At 70.7% G+C, this 12,569-nt stretch carries 13 protein-coding genes; 5 read left to right on the top strand and 8 right to left on the bottom strand.

Going from position 1 to position 12,569, the window contains the following annotated elements; all coding sequences use genetic code 11:
- Nucleotides 1–31: 31 nt before the first annotated feature.
- Complete coding sequence (locus ACZZY9_RS05790; protein ID WP_463463345.1) at nt 32–1,318, bottom strand: Nramp family divalent metal transporter; 1,287 nt, start codon at nt 1,316–1,318, stop codon at nt 32–34.
- Nucleotides 1,319–1,473: 155 nt separating this feature from the next.
- Nucleotides 1,474–2,190 (bottom strand): hypothetical protein, encoded by a 717-nt coding sequence (locus ACZZY9_RS05785; RefSeq protein WP_463463344.1) that lies wholly within the window; start codon nt 2,188–2,190, stop codon nt 1,474–1,476.
- Between the two features lie 249 nt (nt 2,191–2,439).
- On the opposite strand from ACZZY9_RS05785, the gene nadE reads away from it, so the two are divergent.
- Entirely contained in the window at nt 2,440–3,264 is an 825-nt protein-coding gene (gene nadE / locus ACZZY9_RS05780) for an ammonia-dependent NAD(+) synthetase (RefSeq protein ID WP_463463343.1), read from the top strand.
- A 23-nt stretch (nt 3,265–3,287) separates the two neighbouring features.
- On the opposite strand, the gene ACZZY9_RS05775 is transcribed toward nadE, so the two are convergent.
- The 4 genes from ACZZY9_RS05775 to ACZZY9_RS05760 form a co-directional block, all read right to left on the bottom strand.
- Nucleotides 3,288–3,857 (bottom strand): manganese efflux pump MntP, encoded by a 570-nt coding sequence (locus ACZZY9_RS05775; RefSeq protein WP_463463342.1) that lies wholly within the window; start codon nt 3,855–3,857, stop codon nt 3,288–3,290.
- A gap of 210 nt (nt 3,858–4,067) precedes the next feature.
- Nucleotides 4,068–4,883: a hypothetical protein gene (locus ACZZY9_RS05770; protein ID WP_320479833.1), complete on the bottom strand. Its 816-nt coding sequence runs from the start codon at nt 4,881–4,883 to the stop codon at nt 4,068–4,070.
- Nucleotides 4,884–4,975: 92 nt separating this feature from the next.
- Nucleotides 4,976–5,635, bottom strand: coding sequence for a GntR family transcriptional regulator (locus tag ACZZY9_RS05765; RefSeq protein ID WP_192059158.1), 660 nt, complete (start codon nt 5,633–5,635; stop codon nt 4,976–4,978).
- Nucleotides 5,636–5,790: 155 nt separating this feature from the next.
- Entirely contained in the window at nt 5,791–7,491 is a 1,701-nt protein-coding gene (locus ACZZY9_RS05760) for a glycerol-3-phosphate dehydrogenase/oxidase (protein ID WP_279292972.1), read from the bottom strand.
- Between the two features lie 239 nt (nt 7,492–7,730).
- Here ACZZY9_RS05760 and ACZZY9_RS05755 point away from each other — a divergent pair, with 239 nt between their 5' ends.
- The 4 genes from ACZZY9_RS05755 (at nt 7,731) to ACZZY9_RS05740 (ending at nt 11,408) form a co-directional block, all read left to right on the top strand.
- Entirely contained in the window at nt 7,731–8,630 is a 900-nt protein-coding gene (locus tag ACZZY9_RS05755; RefSeq protein WP_192059324.1) for a sugar-binding transcriptional regulator, read from the top strand.
- 144 nt (nt 8,631–8,774) lie between these two features.
- A complete protein-coding gene (locus ACZZY9_RS05750) occupies nt 8,775–9,353 on the top strand; it encodes a type 1 glutamine amidotransferase domain-containing protein (RefSeq protein WP_463463341.1) in 579 nt (192 codons plus the stop codon).
- Between the two features lie 155 nt (nt 9,354–9,508).
- A complete protein-coding gene (locus tag ACZZY9_RS05745; RefSeq protein WP_463463340.1) occupies nt 9,509–10,102 on the top strand; it encodes a hypothetical protein in 594 nt (197 codons plus the stop codon).
- A 103-nt stretch (nt 10,103–10,205) separates the two neighbouring features.
- Nucleotides 10,206–11,408 carry a GAF domain-containing protein gene (locus ACZZY9_RS05740; RefSeq protein ID WP_463463339.1) on the top strand — a complete coding sequence of 401 codons (1,203 nt, stop codon included), beginning with the start codon at nt 10,206–10,208 and terminating at the stop codon, nt 11,406–11,408.
- On the opposite strand, the gene ACZZY9_RS05735 is transcribed toward ACZZY9_RS05740, so the two are convergent.
- Both ACZZY9_RS05735 and ACZZY9_RS05730 read right to left on the bottom strand, forming a co-directional pair.
- Entirely contained in the window at nt 11,386–11,733 is a 348-nt protein-coding gene (locus ACZZY9_RS05735; protein WP_192059148.1) for a helix-turn-helix domain-containing protein, read from the bottom strand. The genes ACZZY9_RS05740 and ACZZY9_RS05735 overlap by 23 nt on opposite strands.
- On the bottom strand, nt 11,730–12,566 hold the full coding sequence (locus tag ACZZY9_RS05730) for a ferritin-like domain-containing protein (protein WP_463463338.1): 837 nt from the start codon (nt 12,564–12,566) through the stop codon (nt 11,730–11,732). Before ACZZY9_RS05730 ends, ACZZY9_RS05735 begins: the two co-directional genes overlap by 4 nt.
- Nucleotides 12,567–12,569 lie beyond the last annotated feature (3 nt).

Below are 12,569 nucleotides of genomic sequence, written 5' to 3'. Positions count from 1 at the left end.
CGCGCCTCCTCGGCTTCCCGGGGGCAGCCGCTTAGGCGAACAGCTTGCCGACCTCGGTCACGAGCTGCTGCACCCCGAGCACGACGAACAGCACGGCGCAGATCGTCATCATCGTGTTGCTCAGCCAGCGGCTGCGCCACTCGACGGGAGTCCGCGACGAGTTCAGCAGCCAGAGCAGCGTGATCGCGAGGAACGGCATGAACAGCGCGCCCAGCACGCCGTAGAGCACGATCAGGCCGATCGGCCGATCGAGGAACAGGATCGCCATCGGCGGCACCGTCAGCCAGATCACGAACGCCCGGTAGTACGTGCCTCCGATGCGGCGCCGCGGATCGTCGGCGTCGAGACCGCGCAGGGTGCCCACGAAGTCGGCGAACATCAGCGAGACGCCGTTCCACACCCCGAGGATCGACGAGAACGACGTCGCGAAGAACCCGATCAGGAAGAACCACGTCATGAACGTGCCATACCGCTCGCCGAGCACGGCCGCGAGTTGCACGAGCCCGCCCTCGCCGTCGGCCAGGGCGATGTCGGCCGAGTGCAGCAGCTCGGCGCCGACGACCAGCATCGAGAACACGAAGACCCCGCTGACGACATACGCGACCCCGTTGTCGAGGCGCATGACGCGCATCCACCCGGGGCTGTTCCAGCCCTTCTCGCGCAGCCAGTAGCCGTACGCGGCGAGGGTGATCGTGCCGCCGACGCCACCGGTGACGCTGAGGGCCACGACGAGCCCGCCCTCGGGGATGGTCGGCACGAGACCGGTGAGGATGTCGCCGAGGTTGGGCAGGGTCACGATCGCCGACCCGACCACCGTGACGAACATCACGCCCACGAAGAACGCGATGACCTTCTCGAAGAACGAGTACCGGCCGAACCACACCATCACTCCGCCGAGCACCCCGGCCCCGATGGCGAAGACCTTCAGATCGACGGCGGGGAACAGCGCCTGCAGGGGCAGGGCCGACGAGCTCATCGCGGCCGCACCGTAGACGAACCCCCAGACGACGATGTAGACGCCGAAGTAGACGCTCGTCCACCGGCCGAGCGACCGCCAGCCCTCGAAGATCGTGCGGCCCGTCGCGAGCGACCAGCGACCGGCCCCCTCGACCAGCGCGATCTTGATCACGACGCCGATCACGACCGTCCAGGCCAGCGCGTAGCCGAACCGCGACCCGGCGACCAGGGTGGCGACGAGGTCGCCCGCTCCGATCCCGGTGGCCGCGACGACGAGGCCGGGTCCGATGATGCGCCACCGCTTGGCGGAGACGGGGGTGGTCAGGTCGTCGGTGCGCGGGATGTCCGGGCTGGCGGCCATGGGGGTCCTCTCGGATCGTTCGTCATCGAACGTCGAGCAGTGCCTCCGGTCCGGGCGTCGCTGCTCGACCTGGGCGACACGCGTCGCGCGTCGTCCACCCCAGTCAAGCGGGTGCGCGTGTCTCGCGCCACCCGGGCGCGACGGCGTCGAGCGCTTCAGGAGGCGCTGGTCGCCACCGACAGATCGACCAGACGGGCGAATGCGGCCGCGTCGAGCGCCTCGCGGTCGGTCGGCGCCAGCACCCACGACAGCGTGACGAGATCGCCCTTCGCCACCTGGCAGGCGTGACCGCGGGCGGGGGCGCCGCCGAACGACGCGGCGTAGCCGAAGCAGACGGCGTCGTACTCGTCGGCGGCGAGCGGCTCGTCGAACGGGGTCAGCGTGAAGCTGCTCTCCGTGCCGCTGACGCCCGCGGTCGTCGTCGCAGGGCAGCCGGCCAGCTCGTCGCGGAGGGCCGCGATGAACGCAGCCGCGTCGTCACGCGAGACGACGCCGGTCGTGAACTGCTGACGCTCGCGGGTGAACACCGCCGAGGCGGACGGCAGGGTCTCGCTCGCCGTGAAGCTCCGGAAGTCCATCGCGCAGATCCCGAGGTCGCCGTCGTCGTCGCCCGTGCCCGCCTCGGTGCCCGCCGGCGCCTCGGGGGCCGTGGTGCCGTCCGCCGAGGTCGCCTGCACGAGCCGCCACGCGCCTCCCTCGTCGTCGGTGGCGGCGGAGACCTCGTCGGCACCGGGCAGGAGCCCCTCGAGGTCGGCGGCCGCGACCGTGCCGCGGGGCCCCTCGGGGGCGGAGCAGCCGGCCAGCCCGACGACGACCGCGACGACCGCCACAAGCCCGAGCGACGAACGGAAGGAGGTGCGGGTCGACTGCACAGAAGCCTCTCGATGGTCCGACCACCGTTCTACCATGCGGCCCGTGACAGGATCGTCCGAGACCCCCCACCCGATCGGACGGAGACCCCCATGACCGAGCTCTTCTTCACCATCCTCATCAGCGCGATGACCGTCGCCGGTCTCGGCCTGGTCGCGGCCGCGTTCATCGCGATGGGCCGCTCGAGCTGACCCGCGCCTCCTCGACTCGGAGACTTCACGAGTGTCGGCGGTGATGGGTATCGTTCTGGCATGAGAGCACTCCAGGCCGAGATCGTCGCCGAGCTGTCCGTCCGTCCCGTGATCGAGCCCGCGGCAGAGGTCGAGGCACGTGTCGCGTTCCTGCGCGACTACCTCGCGAAGACCGGCGCGGCCGGCTTCGTCCTCGCCGTCAGCGGCGGCCAAGACTCGACGCTCGCCGGGCGCCTCTGCCAGCTCGCGGTCGAGGCCGTCCGGGCCGACGGCGGTTCCGCCGAGCTCGTCACCGTGCGCATGCCCTACAAGGTGCAGGCCGACGAGGCCGATGCGCAGCTCGCCCTGCAGTTCATCGCCGGGTCCGACGGCGTCACCGTCAACATCCAGCACGGCGTCGACGGCATCGCCCGCGACCACGCCGACGCCACAGGCGTGGCGCTCAGCGACTTCACCAAGGGCAACGTCAAGGCCCGCACCCGCATGGTGGCGCAGTACGCCCTGGCGGGCGAGCGCAGGCTGCTCGTGGTCGGCACCGATCACGCGGCCGAGGCGCTGACCGGGTTCTTCACCAAGTACGGCGACGGCGGGGTCGACCTCGTGCCGCTCACCGGTCTCAGCAAGCGCCAGGGCAAGGCGCTGCTGGCCCACCTCGGCGCCCCCGCCCGTCTCTACGAGAAGGCGCCCACCGCCGATCTGCTCGACGACACACCCGGTCAGACCGACGAGGCCAACCTCGGGCTGACCTACGACGACATCGACACCTATCTCGAGGGCGGCGACATCGCCGACGACGTCGCCGAGCTGATCGAGGCGCGCTACCTCGCGACCGAGCACAAGCGCCGGGTGCCCGCCTCGCCGTTCGACACCTGGTGGCGCCGCTGAGCCTCAGCCGGAGACGCTGAGGCTCAGCCGAAGACGCCGAGGTGATCGAGCAGGATGTTCAGCCCGATCAGAATCAGGATGATCCCGCCGGCGATCTCGGCGGGCTTGCCGAAACGCGAGCCGACCCGCCGACCGACGACGACGCCGACGAACGCCAGGACGGTCGTCGTCACGCCGATGACGGCGATGGCCCCGACGATCGACACCGGCAGAAAGGCCAGGGTCACGCCGACGGCGAGAGCGTCGATGCTGGTCGCCAGGGCGAGCACCAGCAGCTCACGGAGCGGCAGACGGTCGGTGTCCTCGTCGACGTCGTCCTTCGTCGAGAACGCCTCGTGGAGCATCTTGCCGCCGATCAGCGCGAGGAGGCCGAAGGCGATCCAGTGATCGATGTCGGCGATGTATGACGCGAACGCCGATCCGAGCAGCCAGCCGAGCAGCGGCATGAGCGCCTGGAACGCGCCGAACGTGAGGGCGATCACGACGGCGTTCCGGGCCGAGAACCTCCGCATGTGCAGCCCCTTGCCGAGGGCCACGGCGAAGGCGTCGGCGGAGACGCCGACGGCGATGAGGAGGAGGGTCCAGAACGACACGAGGGTGACGACCTTTCAGCGGGCGCGCGCGAGCGCGATCGCGCAGCACGGCGCGATGAGACGAGGAGGCGCGGCTGCGGTGCCGACGAACCCCCCGATCCTGCCATGCCCCAGAGGGCCGGAGCACCGAAAAAGCCCTGATCAGAGATGTTCGGGAGTCCGAATTCGCGGCTTCACCCCGCCGAGAGGCGGCCTGCCGCGAGGCGAACCTCAGTCGGTGCCGTCGATGCCGCCCAGTCGCTCGAGCACGCCGGTGAGGATGGTGCCCGCCGGGTCGGGCAGCACGTGGTGGTTCAGGTAGATGCCCTCGAGCCACGCGAGGACCTCGTCGGCCGGCCAGCCGATGGCCTCCCAGTCGATGCCGGGCAGCGCCCTGGTGACGGGCTGCTCGGTGCCCGGCGTGAGCCAGGCCTCGGCGATGGCCCTGTCGGGGCTCGCGTTCGGGTCGGCCGCCCAGAGCAGGGCGATCGGGTGCTCGCGTTCACCGTCGACGGAGCCGTCTCGAGCTCCGAACACCGACTCGTCGACATGGTCGTGCTCGACGTGCCCGGCCCCGAGCCAGGGGAGGGTGAGCAGCTCGCCCTCGATGTCGACCTCGATCAGATCGAGCTTGGCGGGCTCTTCGACCTCGCAGACCCAGAGGTCGAGCCCGACGTCGTGCCAGGCCGCGGCGTCGTCGACGTCGTCGAGCAGCCCGGGCAGCAGGCGGTGGAAGTCCTGCAGCAGCTGGGTCGACCACTGGACGAGCATCGCGGTGTCGGCGGTGTTCCACGGGCTGATGTCGGTGTCGTCGCCGGCGGCGTCGTGATAGTGGAACGCGAGGTTCGAACCGTCGGACTCGAGATGGATCTGCCCGGTGCCGAAGCCGACGTAGAGAGTGCTCTGGCCCGTCTCGTCGTCGAACTCGCCGTAGAGGTTCGGCTTGCCCAGCAGTGTGGGCACCGGCAGAGCGGCGGCGGGTCGGTTGCCCAGGGCGAACACGGCCCGGAACCGGGTCGTCGGGAGCCGGAGGCTCATGTCTGTCACGGCGAAGGTGTCCAATCGGTCGGAGCAAGCGTAGTAGGCCCGGCCCTTGCCGATCACCCGGTCGGACGCACGGGCCGCGCAGCGCCGGAGTGCTATTCGACGGGTCGAGCGCCCGGCAGCTCGTGCAGCGCCTCGGCCGCCAGTTCGGCCTTGATGGGGTCGCGATCGATGGTCGCCTGACGCAGCAGACGGAACGCCGCCGGCATCTCGGACCAGTTGAGCACTTCGACGATGTTCGGCACCCGCAGCTTGTAGGCGAGCCCGTCCGTGACGTCGCGGCTGACCTTCTGCAGCGACGCGTTGCCGCACTGCTCGACGTAGAGGGCGAACAGGGCGACGGCGTGCGCGTTGAGGGCCGGGCCGTCTTCGTTCTCGAGGTCGACGAGGCAGCCGTCGATGGCGGTGACGATCTGCTTCAGCACGGTGGCCGACAGGCGGGGGACGGCGAGTCGGACCGCGCCGCCGTAGAGCACGCCCAGGGTCTGGATCGACTCGACGGCCTCGTCGGCGTTCGGGGTCGCGACGCGGGTGTAGCGGTTGGGGGCCATCTCGACCAGGCCGGCGCGGACCAGATCGCCGAGCGCCTCGCGGATCGGCGTGCGTGAGACCTGCAGCCAGGCGATCAGCTCTTCGTCGTGGAGTCTCTCGCCGGGCTCGAGCGTGCCGTCGACGATCGCGTCACGGATGCGCGCGCGGACCGTGTCGCGCAGCAGCTGCCGTTCGGCGGCCGGGGGCGTGCTGGGGATCGGCATGCGGGCTCCATTCATCACAGGTGTGTGGAAACGACTCTAGACGAGTCCTCCGACACCGGACGCCGAGAACCCACCCGCCGCAGGGCTGCGGGGGTGGGTTCTCGGGGGAGTGCGGGTCGCGGTCGGTCCGGCTCAGGGGGCCCGACGCTCATCGGTCACGAGGCGGCGGGGGTGCCCGTCGCGCTGGGGACGTGCTGCGAGCCGACCTCGACGCCGTGCGACGTGCGGAGCACCTCGAGCGTGTCGGCGATCTCGGCCTCGTGGCGGTCGGCGTCCCAGCCGAGGGCCTCGCCCAGGACGTCCGCGATCTCGGTCAGCAGCTCGATCGTGACACCGCCCACGAATGCGAGGTTCGTGCGGCGCAGGACGACGTCGGCCAGGTGGACGGCGTCCTCGTGCTGAGCGAAGTACGCGATCTCGGCGCGGGTCAGCTCGGGGTGGCTGGCCAGCGGCTCCGACGGCTGGTCGAGCAGCACGTCGATCACCGAGGAGGCGCGGGTGCCGTAGCGGGTCAGCAGACGATCGACCTGCGCCCGGTCGAGACCGTCGGCGTGGGCCGCGATCCACGTGGTGCGCGCGGAGTCGGTGGTGGGGAAGCCCTTGCCGCCGCCGATCTCCATGCCGGTCGTGTCGACCGTGCGCGTGACGCCCAGGCGGTTCGTGGCCTCGGTCGACAGGTGCGCCGACAGGGCGCGGAACGTCGTCCACTTGCCGCCGACGAGGCTCAGCACCGTCGAGGAGGGGAGCCCCTGGATGGGCGTCTCGACGATCCGGTAGTCGCGCGAGACGAAGCCGGGGGCGGTGTCCTCGTGACGCGGCAGCGGACGGATGCCCGAGTAGCGGTAGACGATGTGCTCGCGGGTCACGTCGATCTGCGGGAACACGTGCTTGACGAGATCGAAGAAGTAGTCGACCTCCTCCTCGGTGCAGACGGCCGGCTGCGACGGGTCGGCGTCGATGTCGGTCGTGCCGATCAGCACGCGGCCCTTCAGCGGGTAGATGAGCACGATGCGGCCGTCGTTGTTCTCGAAGAAGATCTCGCGACCGCGGGTCGCCTCGAGAAGCTCGGCGTTGTCGACGACGATGTGCGATCCCTTGGTGCCGCCCATGTAGGCGGACTCCCCGCCGAACGCGGCGTTGGTGAGATCGGTCCACGGGCCGGAGGCGTTGATCACGACGTCGGCCTTCACGACGAACTCGGCGCCGCTCACGACGTCGCGAAGCAGGACTCCGCCGTCGCGCGATCCGATCGCCTCGACGTAGTTGGCGCTGCGGGCGTGGTCGCCGGCGGCGAGGCCGTCCTTCAGCACGTCGAGGGCGAGTCGCTCGGGCTCGTGCACGGACGCGTCGTAGTAGGTGCCGGTGTACTTGACGCCCTTGTTGAGCGCGGGCATGTCGTTCAGCGCGGCCTTGCCGGTGCGGAACTGGTGACGGGGCACCGAGCCGCCGTCGCGCGAGAAGGAGTCGTACAGGGTCATGCCGACCTTGATGAGGAGCGCGCCGCGCTCCTTCGTCGAGCGCTGCTTGTGCGTGAGCATGCGCAGCGGGGCGTTCAGGATGCCCGAGAACGTCGAGAAGATCGGCATCGTCGTCTGCAGGGGCTTGACGTAATGCGGCGCGATCTTCAGCAGTCCGTTGCGCTCCTCGACGCTCTCGCGGACGAGTCGGAACTCGCCGTTCTCGAGGTAGCGGATGCCGCCGTGGATCATGTGCGACGACGCGGCGGAGGCGCCCGAGGCGTAGTCGTTGCGCTCGACGAGCACGACGTCGACGCCCTGCAGGGCGAGGTCGCGGAACGTGGCGATGCCGTTGATGCCGCCGCCGACGACCAGGACCTTGGCGGTGGGGCGGTCCATGATCCGGGCGACGTTGGGCCGTGCGGGTTCAGTCTTCTTTGACGCAGTCACAGGGAGCTTCTTTCGCGTTGCGTGTGTCCGACGGGGTCGGCCGGCGGCTCGCGCCGGTATCGTCTATCGTCGACCCGTGTTCCCATGGGTGCAACGTATCTGCACAAACGTGCACGGAGGCCGTCGTGACTGATCTGCTCTCGCCCGACAAGACGCAGGACGCCCTGCGGGCCGCGCACCTGTACTACATGCAGGACCTCACGATGGAGGCGATCGCCCACGAGCTGGGGACGTCCCGCTCGTCGGTCTCGCGCCTCCTGAAATCGGCCCGCGATACGGGTCTGGTCGACATCCAGATCAAGTCGCCGCTCGACCAGGCGACCGTCGTCGGCGAGGCCGTGCAGCACCGCTTCGGCGTGGTCGCCCACGTCGTGCCGGTGCCCGACCAGGCCAGCGACGTCGACCGTCTCGACCGCGTCGCCCTCTCCGCTGCACGGACGCTCACGCCCTACGTCGACTCGAACATGGTGATCGGCGTCGCCTGGGGGTCGACGCTCAGCGCCATCAGCCGCTACCTCGTGCCGAAGGCGACCCACAACTCGCTGATCGTGCAGCTGAACGGCGCGGCCAACACGCGCACCACGGGCATCGAGTACGCGAGCGAGATCCTCCGCCGGTTCGGGCACGCCTACGGCGCCGTCATCCAGCAGTTCCCGGTGCCGGCGTTCTTCGACGACCCCGCGACGAAGCGCGCGCTCTGGCGCGAGCGCAGCACCCGCCGCGTGCTCGAGCTGCACGAACGGATGGACCTCGTCGTCTTCGGCGTCGGCGCGCGGGGCGCCCTCGTGCCGAGCCACGTCTACTCGGGCGCCTACCTCGAGGACAGCGACCAGTCGAGCCTCGAGCACGACCGGGTCGTGGGCGACGTGGCGACGGTGTTCTTCCGGGAGGACGGCTCGTCGGTCGACATCGCCCTCAACGCGAGGGGCAGCGGGCCGGACCTCGCGACCATCCGCCGGGTGCCGAGACGGGTCTGCGTCGTCGCCGGCACCGCCAAGGTGGCGGCCGTCCGCGGGACGCTCGCCGCCGGTCTGGTGACCGACCTGATCATCGACGAGGGCACGGCGCGGGCGCTGCTGGCCAGCTGACCGGGCCGAGGAGGCGCGGGTCGACGACGTCGGCGAGCACGCGTGATCCCGGGGGACACCTCGCGGAGCGGCGGTTCAGCCTCGGGGCGTAGACGGGACGGGTCATCGATCGGCCCGCCGCAGCGGGCCTGAAGGAGGAGCCCCATGGCCAGCACGGATCTCACCGGACGTCGCGTACTCGCGGTCGTCACCAACTACGGCGTCGAGCAGGACGAGCTCGTCGTCCCGACCCGAGCACTCCGCGACGCGGGCGCCACGGTCGTGGTGGCCGCCCAGTCGACCGCGCCCGTCGAGACGCTCGTCGGCGACAAGGACCCGGGCGAGGCGGTCCGGCCCGACACGACCATCGAGGAGGTCGACGCGTCGGAGTTCGACCTGCTGCTCGTGCCCGGCGGCACCATCAACGCCGACACCCTCCGGCAGGACGCGGGGGCGGTCTCGATCGCCTCGTCGTTCGCGGCCTCGGGCCGGCCCATCGCCGCGATCTGCCACGGCCCGTGGCTGCTCGTCGAGGCCGACCTGGTCAAGGGCAAGCAGCTGACGTCGTTCCCGTCGTTGACGACGGACATCCGGAACGCCGGAGGCTCGTGGTCGGACGCCTCGGTGATCACCGACGTCGAGGAGGGCTTCACCCTCGTCACGTCGCGGACCCCGGACGACCTCGACGACTTCGTCCGCGAGCTGACGACGGCCGCGGCCGCGGAGCGACCCGTGGCCCGGTGAGCCCTCGCGGAGGGTCGACCGGCATCCAGCGCCGAAGCCACCCGCCGGCCTCCCGCCCCGAACCGGTCCGCCGGCCCGGGGCGGGAGGTCTTTAATGAGGGAGGTCGACTCTGCTCGACTCGACGCCAGGCCGCACGACGAGAGGGAGTCCCGCCATGAAGTGGGGGAAGACGCGCAGCGAGACGTCGACGCCGGCACCGGTCGACCAGGGCGCGCTCGAACGCGCCGTGGGCGAGGCCCTGCTCATCGCCCGGGCCGCGGCCGTCGTGACGGTGGCGAACCGCATCGTCGTGCACGCGCTCCGCGACGGCGAGACCTTCGACCACGACGAGACGGCCGCCGCCGTCCGCCGCACCCTGCACCGCTTGGCCGAAGAGCAGCGGGCGCAGAACACCCGCATCGCCGGCGAACGCTCGAAGGCCCTGCGAGCCCGGGGTCGATCGCGTCACCAGCACGACTACCGACCGGGCGACGACGGCACGCTCTGGTTCCGTGAGAACGCCTACGTCGGCGTCGCCGACCGCCTCGACGAGCTCCGCGACGACCCCGATTACGTCGACGGCATCGTGGCGTCCGCCGTCGAACGCGCCTGGGGCGACGTCGGGTCGGCCGTCGTGACCCGCGTCAGGGCGCGGCAGGTCGTCGTCGACGACGACTACCGCGACGACAGGGCCTCACGCCTCGCGGGGCTCGGCGACGACCTCGCCGCTCTGGGCGACCGGCGGTCTGCGCCCCCGACTGGGGGTTGAGCCGTCTGCGACGGGCGCGGATAGTCGTTAGCTACGAATGCAGGGTCACCGCCCTGCCGCGAGGAGACCGACCCGGTCGCTCCGGGTATCGGAGGAGCAGAGAATGACGAGCATCCTCGCCCGTGCGCTCCGACCGTTCTTCCGCGGTCGATACCGGGTGGTCGACGACCTCACGACCCGGCCGCGACCGGACGACTCGCCGCACGTCCACGCACCGGGCGTCGACCCCGATCGGGTGCTCGTCTTCGGCAACGGCCCGGCCGTCGGCTGGGGTGTCCGCTGCCACGACCTCGCCATCCCGGGGCATCTGGCGCGGAGCCTGTCGGCTCTGACCGGTCGCGGCGCCGACGTCGACGCGTTCGCCGACGCCGACATGACCGTGGCGAACGCCGCCGACCATCTGCCCGACCGCGAGCTCTGCGGCTACGACGTCGTGGTCGTCGTGCTGGGGATGAGCGACGCGCTGAGACTGCTGCCGCCGGCGAAGTGGCGGCGGGGGATGTCCCGACTGCTCGACGCGGTGGATCGCGCGACCGGTCCCTCCACGGAGGTGATCGTGACGGGCATCCAGCCGCCGAGCACCGTCCCCCGCTTCGGCGCCGCGCCCGGCGGTGTCGTCGACCGGCACGCCCGACTCCTGAACGAGACGACCCGGGCCCTCTGCGCGGAGCGACCCGCGGTGCGCGTCATGCCGGCCCCCGAGATGCCCGGCGGCAGCGACGACCGTTCCGGCGACACCGCTCGCTATCAGGCGTGGGGTGCAGCCCTCGCCGAGGTCGCGGCGCCGATCGTCGACATCGGCGTGGCCGACGGACAGGGGGCTCGCGCGTCCCGTCATGCACCGCAGAGCGTCGATCGCCGCGTCGAGGCGATCCGCTCGCTGGGGCTGCTCGACACGCCCGCCGAGAAGAGGTTCGACGACATCGTCGAACGGGCTCGCACACTGCTCGGGGCGCAGGGCGCCGCCTTCTCGCTGATCACCGAGGACCGGCACTGGAACAAGGCCGTCTCGGGGTCGTCACTCACCGAGATGCCCGTGGTCGACTCGTTCTGCGCCCACACGATCCGCAGCGGGCGACCCCTGGTCGTGCCCGACGCGTGGCGCGACGACCGCTTCGTGTCGCACCCATCCGTCAGGTTCTACGCCGGGCATCCGATCGAGACCGACGACGGGATCCGGATCGGCGCGCTGTGCGTCGTCGACGCCGAGCCCCGGGGGGCCGAGGGGGTCGACCTCGTGCTGCTGCGCGAGCTGGCTCTCGCCGTGCAACGCGAGCTGCGCGTCAGCGCCCTTGACGCTTCTTGAACGGCTTCGGCTGACCCTTCACCGCGGGGGTCCGCCCCTTGCCCTTGCTCGCCTTGGCCTTGCCACCGCCGGGGGGAGCAGGCGGCGGAGGCGGCGTCGAGGGGCTGGCCAGCTCCTCTTCCGCGACGACGATCGCCGCCTGCCCCGCCTTCGTCAGGCGGTAGGGCGACGCGTCGCGGTCGAACAGCTTCTGACCGAACTCGAGCTCGAGCGCCTCGATCGACGACTCGAGCTTCTGCCGCGAGATGCCGAGCTTGTCGGCCGCGACCGGGAAGTGCAGCACCTCGGCGGCCACGAGGAAGTGCCTCAGGTGACTGGTCTTCACGCGGTGGCGACCGAACCCGAACCCGTCGAAGCGCCGGCGTCCGCTCGGACCCCGAGGCCGTCGAGGGCCTTCTGGAAGATCGTCAGCCCGCTCATGCCGGGCAGGTTCGAGATGTTCTGGTCGAGCTTCGCGGCGGCCTTGCGACCGTCGACGCCGCTCATCAGCTGACCGAAGACGAACTTGACGTCGTCGAGCTCCATGATCGACGAGCCGACGGGGGCCCAGACCTTCGACAGCAGGAACCGGGTCAGCTTCTGCGCCTTCTTGCTCTTGAGCAGGCGCTCTCGGGCCTGCGACACGTAGAAGGCCACGTGCCGCGCCTCCTGCTTGGCGATGCGACGCAGCAGCTCGGCGAGCACCGGGTCCTGTTCGAGCTCGGCCATGCGCTTGTAGGCCGCGACGGCGGAGTACTCGTTCGCGGCACCCCACGACATGTGCACGGCGACGAAGTCGGAGCCGACGAACTTGCCGAGCAGACCCTGCTTGACGGGGTCGAGGCGGTCGCGCCAGCCGAGCTTGAGACGGTTGGCGCGCAGCTGGTCGTAGTCGACCTTGACGCCGTGCACCTCGAGGATGGCGGCGAGGGCCTCGCCGTGCCAGAACTCCTCGCGGTTCCACATCGTCATGAAGGTCGAGACGTCGTCCTCCTTGTGCGAGGGGGTCGTCAGCAGATCACGCGTGTAGCAGACCGTGTGGTACTCGACGTCGGCCATGTACCGGAGCGTGCGCAGCGAGTCGGCCGACAGCGGGTTCTGCTTGAAGTGGTCGAGGTCGAGGTCGTCCCACGTGATCCGCTCGCTCGTCGCGGCGAATTTGTCGATGTCGAATGCCATGCC

The sequence above is a fragment of the Frigoribacterium sp. AC394 genome (genome assembly GCF_979258095.1).
Note: the sequence above shows the minus strand (reverse complement) of the source record. Positions and strands in the feature narration are given on the sequence as shown.

Bases quoted from the DNA above. Each gene is read 5' to 3' on its own strand.
- ACZZY9_RS05765 (WP_192059158.1), bottom strand. From the start codon at position 5,635: ATGCCGATCCCCAGCACGCCCCCGGCCGCCGAACGGCAGCTGCTGCGC.
- nadE (WP_463463343.1), top strand. From the start codon at position 2,440: ATGAGAGCACTCCAGGCCGAGATCGTCGCCGAGCTGTCCGTCCGTCCC.
- ACZZY9_RS05755 (WP_192059324.1), top strand. From the start codon at position 7,731: ATGCAGGACCTCACGATGGAGGCGATCGCCCACGAGCTGGGGACGTCC.
- ACZZY9_RS05750 (WP_463463341.1), top strand. From the start codon at position 8,775: ATGGCCAGCACGGATCTCACCGGACGTCGCGTACTCGCGGTCGTCACC.
- ACZZY9_RS05790 (WP_463463345.1), bottom strand. From the start codon at position 1,318: ATGGCCGCCAGCCCGGACATCCCGCGCACCGACGACCTGACCACCCCC.
- ACZZY9_RS05740 (WP_463463339.1), top strand. From the start codon at position 10,206: ATGACGAGCATCCTCGCCCGTGCGCTCCGACCGTTCTTCCGCGGTCGA.
- ACZZY9_RS05745 (WP_463463340.1), top strand. From the start codon at position 9,509: ATGAAGTGGGGGAAGACGCGCAGCGAGACGTCGACGCCGGCACCGGTC.
- ACZZY9_RS05730 (WP_463463338.1), bottom strand. From the start codon at position 12,566: ATGGCATTCGACATCGACAAATTCGCCGCGACGAGCGAGCGGATCACG.
- ACZZY9_RS05760 (WP_279292972.1), bottom strand. From the start codon at position 7,491: ATGGACCGCCCCACCGCCAAGGTCCTGGTCGTCGGCGGCGGCATCAAC.